Origin of the sequence: Spirulina sp. 06S082 (assembly GCF_034932145.1) — a bacterium.
Classification (GTDB): domain Bacteria; phylum Cyanobacteriota; class Cyanobacteriia; order Cyanobacteriales; family Spirulinaceae; genus CCY15215.
This window is the reverse complement of record NZ_JAYGHV010000449.1, coordinates 1-5,308: the sequence shown is the minus strand read 5'-3', so window position 1 is coordinate 5,308 and position 5,308 is coordinate 1. Positions and strand designations below refer to the sequence as shown.

The 5,308-nt window shown below is 44.7% G+C and carries 4 protein-coding genes and 1 pseudogene; 4 read left to right on the top strand and 1 reads right to left on the bottom strand.

Annotated features, from left to right (window positions below; genetic code table 11):
- Window positions 1-189, top strand: a pseudogene (locus VB714_RS26655) (hypothetical protein); the annotation flags it as partial.
- An 18-nt stretch (window positions 190-207) separates the two neighbouring features.
- On the opposite strand, the gene VB714_RS26650 reads toward VB714_RS26655, so the two are convergent.
- Complete coding sequence (locus tag VB714_RS26650) at window positions 208-1,557, bottom strand: lipopolysaccharide biosynthesis protein (RefSeq protein ID WP_323228315.1); 1,350 nt, start codon at window positions 1,555-1,557, stop codon at window positions 208-210.
- A gap of 177 nt (window positions 1,558-1,734) precedes the next feature.
- Here VB714_RS26650 and VB714_RS26645 point away from each other — a divergent pair, with 177 nt between their 5' ends.
- The 3 genes from VB714_RS26645 to VB714_RS26635 all read left to right on the top strand — a co-directional run.
- Entirely contained in the window at window positions 1,735-3,201 is a 1,467-nt protein-coding gene (locus VB714_RS26645; RefSeq protein WP_323228314.1) for a tetratricopeptide repeat protein, read from the top strand.
- Window positions 3,202-3,252: 51 nt separating this feature from the next.
- The gene (gene codB, locus VB714_RS26640) at window positions 3,253-4,548 is read left to right on the top strand and encodes a cytosine permease (protein ID WP_323228312.1); all 1,296 of its coding nucleotides are present in this window, start codon (window positions 3,253-3,255) and stop codon (window positions 4,546-4,548) included.
- Window positions 4,549-4,566: 18 nt separating this feature from the next.
- On the top strand, window positions 4,567-5,308 hold a 742-nt coding region (locus VB714_RS26635; protein ID WP_323228311.1), incomplete at its 3' end, for a TIGR03032 family protein.

The following is a 5,308-nucleotide window of genomic DNA, read 5'->3' as shown; positions in this document are numbered from 1 at the left end:
CTTGAAGTATTAAATACGCTGGACTCAAAAAAATTAGAACAATATTTAAAAGACGTTAGGAAAGGTAAAGAAATTATTCAAGAAAGAGAAAAAGGACATTTTAAATCTCTACATGATATTGAAAAAAGAGTAAAAGGTGTAGGTCCGGCGACAGTTCGAGATATTCACGATCGCCTTCTATCAAAATAATTATTAAGTTAGTATTTCTCAATCAGATACAAAGTTTTTACCGATTCCAAAAGAGTATAAAATTGAAGGATTTATCTTAATATATTTTATCACCAAAATACACATCCAAACATTCCAAGTAACTAGAGTACAGGTAGTGGCGATCGCGGCTCCTGCTGCCCCAAATTTAGGAATTAAAATGGCATTTAAGATTACATTAGCCAAGGCACAACAACTGGAAACAACAACAGACTGATTCTGATGACCAGTCATCACCATTAAATTGCCAACAGAGCCGCATAAAACATCCACCAATTGCCCGATAATAAGAATTTTTAACGCCCACTGCGCTGCTACAAATTCCGGGCCGAAAACGCTGAGAATGGGTTGGGCAAAAATGACTAAACTGAGGGAGATCGCCACAGAAGGAGCAAAAATCCACAGTGTTACCGCACCTACTATTTTTTGTAATCCTTCACGATCGCCTTTAGCATAGAGAATGGCGTAAGCCGGTGCCGCTACAAAGTTAAGACTCTGCAAGACAAAACTAGCCCATAATGCTGTTTTTACCGCCGCACTATAAATGCCCACAGCCCCCGCACCCACTAGCGATCCCACCATCAGAATATCAGTTTGGGTTAACAGCACGTCAAAGGTGTGATCTAACAACAAAGGAAGCGCAACCAACAACCATTGACGCGGTTTATAAATGGGTTTTGCGTCGCCAATTTCGCGATTGAATTTGAACCAGAGACAGGAAACCTGAAAGACAACTACGATTAATAGAGTCTGGAGTGCGACTCGGATCATAGGAATGCTGGTTAAATCGTGGTTTTGGTGAAATAGGAAAAAACCACTTCCCAGCACAAAAAGCGGCCAGAGTACCTTCGATGGTCCATAAGCTAAAGGAATATTATCCGCCCCGCGAGCCATATCTTCTTGCAATTGGATGAGTGCTTGCAAGGGGACTAACCAAATGCCTACCAGCAGGACAGGGGCATAAATAAAGCTATCTTGGCGATCGAGGAAGGAAATAATTTCGGTGGCTGCTAAACAGAGGAGTAAACCGACTCCAGCAGTCAACTGCCAACTGCTTAAAATCAAACCTCGTAATTCCCCCCATTGGTGACGGACGCGGTATTCTGAGATGAAACGCAAGACTGTACGAGGTAAGCCTAAACTGGCTGGAATGGCTAACACTAAAGACCAAGAAATGACATATTCGTAAATGCCATACTCAATTTTTCCCATCCATCGTGCCAGAAAGACTTGCGCGAGGTAAGTTAAGGTTACTCCTGCGGCTTGTAACGAGAGAATAGTAGCCGCATTTTTGGCTAAAGTACCAATTTCTACGCTACTCTGAGTTTCGCTGAGGGAAGTTTGAGTCATTCTGTGGTTGTAATTTGAGTAGGGGTTTGGTCTCCAAACCTATCGTAGGGGTTTGGTCTCCAAACCCCTACTATTGCGATCGCCTTTTAGCGAAATAGATGCGATCTAAAACAAACTCAGATACAATCTAGAGTAAATTTGGGTTCGCGAAGAGGCTGGCTAATGGGAAAACAATACATGAGATGGGGCGTGCTGACTTTGGCGTTATTCGGGTGGGGTGCGATCGCCTCTGCTGCGATGGCGCAAAAACAGCCCGAACCCCCTCGGGTCAAACAAGTTCTTGATGGACTATATACCAACAATTTAGAGGCCGCGATCGCCTTCCAAAAAGGGACGTTAGCTTATCAACAGGGGATTTTCCCCGCAGCCGAGGCATCTTTTCGACAGGCATTGCGATCGGATCCGCTCATGCCGATGGGCTATTATATGCTGGCCAATAGCCTGATGCAGCAAGGAGATGTGGCTACAGCGATTCAAGAGTACGAACAAGCCGTTGGTTTAAATCCGACTTTGGCTGAAGGTCACTACAATTTGGGCATTGCCTACTATCGTCAAGGTGCTTTAATGGATGCAGTTTCCAGTTTTAGACGCGCTACTCGTCTCGAACCTAAATTTGCACCAGGATATTACAATCTTGCCCTCGCATTAGATGTTTTGGGAGACAAAGAGGAAGCCGCATTAGCCTATCGTCAAGCCTTACTACTCAATCCTGAAAATGCCCGCGCTGCTTACAATTTGGGCTTAATTCTCGCCCGTCGCGGAGAAACTAACGAGGCTATTTCTCTTTATGAAGATGCGATCGCGATCGATCCTGATTTTGCCGATGCTTACTATCAAGTCGGCTTACTTTATGCCGATCGCGGCGATTTAGTTTTGGCACAAGAAGCCCTCGGTACAGCCGCCGTTATCGATCCTAACAATGCACAAGCACAGTACAATTTAGGCTTAGTTTATGCCAGACAAGAGAATTTTAGGGCAGCAGAACAGCGTTTTGCCACAGCCGCCGAATTAGACCCCAATAATGTTGCAGTTTATCAACAACTCGGCACCGCCGCCATTGAAACCGGAAACGTAGATACGGCGATCGCAGCCCTCGAACAGGTGGCGACTTTTGCCCCCAATGATCCGATCAATTATTATAATCTCGGCATTGCCTATCAAGATGCAGGAGACTGCGAACTGGCACTACAAAAGTATCAAGAGGCGATCGGACTTAATCCTATTTTTCCCGATGCTTTCTACAATTCTGGGGTGTGTTACTATCGCTTGCAACGCTACGAAGAGGCGATCGCCACCCTAGAACAAGCCAAATCCCTCTATCGCGGTCAAGGGGATTTAGAAAAGATGGAAGAAGTAGATTTATATTTGAATGAAACTGTTATTCCTTCTATCCCCATTCCTGAAGAACCCGAACCTAGAGAACAATTTCAAGAACTTCCTCCTTTTTCTCCTCCTCCTCAACAAGAAGAACCTTTTGAGGAAGTTCCTCCTCCTCCTCCCCCTCAACAAGAAGAACCTTTTGAGGAAGTTCCTCCTCCTCCTCCTTTAGAGACACCCGCAGACAATAATCCTCCACCCCCAGAACCTTCACAACAAGCGCCAATGCCAACCCGCGATCGCTTTGCTAGACCAAGGTTTGGATAAATAGGCAAAAGGCAACAGGTAATAGGCAACAATTAGAACACTCTACAAGCTATGCAAGAACAACCTATCTTAGAAAAAGTTGAACAACAAGAGGATTATCCTCTGCGTGCCGTTCCCCCAGAAATGCGAAAATCCTTTTGGTCTTTGGCTCCAATTTTGGTGGGATTTACCTTGTATTCCGGTACTTTGTTTGCGGGAGGATTAGTCGGACCCGCATTTCGCTTTTTCCCTGATTTAATCGGTGTTATTCTCATTGGTAATTTAATCTTGGGGATTTATGCTGCCCTGTTGGGTTATATTGCCGGAGAAACAGGTTTAAATACCGTTCTCATGGCACGATTTAGTTTCGGAAATATTGGCTCTCGATGGGTTGATTTTATTCTCGGTTTTACTCAAGTAGCTTGGTACGCTTGGGGATCGGGATTAATTGCTGACTTATTAAATCAAACGATTGGATTTCCTAAATCGTTGAATTGGTTGCTGATCGTTGTTGTTACTTATGGGTTCTGTATTACCGCTTATTTTGGTTATAATGCCTTGGATTGGTTAAGTCGAATTGCTGTCCCCGCGATCGTGGTTTTAATGCTGTGGAGTTTGGCAATTTCAACGGGAGAAGTCGGAGGATTTTCTGGCTTACAGGCACAGGAGATCGCCCCTCAAGCAGAAATGCCTTTAAGTGCCGCAATTACTCTCATCGTGGGAACTTTTATTTCTGGGGGAACCCAAGCAACGAATTGGAGTCGTTTTGCGCGATCGGGCAAAATGGCGGCGATCGCGACATTGTTGGCTTTTTTCCTGGGAAATGGCTTTTTGATTTTTAGCGGTGCTTATAGTTCCCTCGCTTACGGCGATTCGGATATTGTTAAAGTCATGATGAAACAAGGGTTACTGGTTTGGGGTCTGATTCTTTTTGTTCTCAATATGTGGACGACCCAAGATAATACAATGTATGCTTTCTCCGTGGCTGGATCTCATGCGTTTCGCACAGAGAAGCGTCATCTATTAGTCTTGGGAGGCACAACTTTAGCTTTGGCGCTAACTTTGGGGGGCATTTATGGCAGCCAATTTGTGAATTTTCTCGTTTTATTGGGAACATTTATTCCACCCATTGGAGGCATTATCATGGCCAATTATTGGTTAGGTCATCGAGGACAATTTCCCAGTTTAGATGAAGTACAACCGCCGTTTAACTGGATAGGAATTTTGTCCTATATTGCCGCTTCCGCGATCGCCTATTACACCCCCGGAATTAAACCCATTAACGGTATTATAGCTGCCGTAATTATCTATTTTGTTCTTGAAAAAGTAATGGGACAAAAGGAACAGGGAATGAAGAATAAAGAATAATCATCAACAACCAAAACAATGTCTGAAACGGGACAAAAAAAGTCACCCCCTCTCGAAATTTCCTGTTCTCGCCAATTGCTACCTTGGCTCTACGAACAGCATATCAGTCTTGCATTTACAACCTATCAAACCAACCGACTTTTTCTGATTGGACTCAAACCCAATGGCGTATTGTCTATCTTTGAGCGACTTTTCGATCGCCCTATGGGACTTTATGTTACCCCCGATCGCTTCTATATGGGCTGTCGCTTCCAATTATGGCAATTAGATAATGCCCTTCCTGCGGGAGAAACTCACAACGACTATGATGCACTCTATATTCCTCGTCTCGCTCACACTACAGGAGAATTGGACATTCACGATCTCGGCGTAACCGATACACAAAAGATTGTTTTTGTCAATACCTCTTATAGTTGTTTAGCGACCGTAAGCGATCGCTATAGTTTTGCCCCTGTCTGGAAACCGGATTTTATCAGCAAACTTGCCCCGGAGGATCGCTGTCACCTCAACGGGTTAGCAATGGTGAAAGAAAAACCCGTCTATGTCAGTGCCATCAGTCGTTCCGACGTAGCCGCAGGATGGCGAAATCAGCGCGATCGCGGCGGTTGTATTATTAATATTCAAAATAATCGCATCGTTGTGGATGGCCTCTCCATGCCCCATTCTCCCCGGTGGTATCGCGATCGCCTCTGGGTGTTGAACTCGGGACTAGGGGAATTTGGCTATATCGATCGCAAAGCAGGCACATTCCACGCGATCG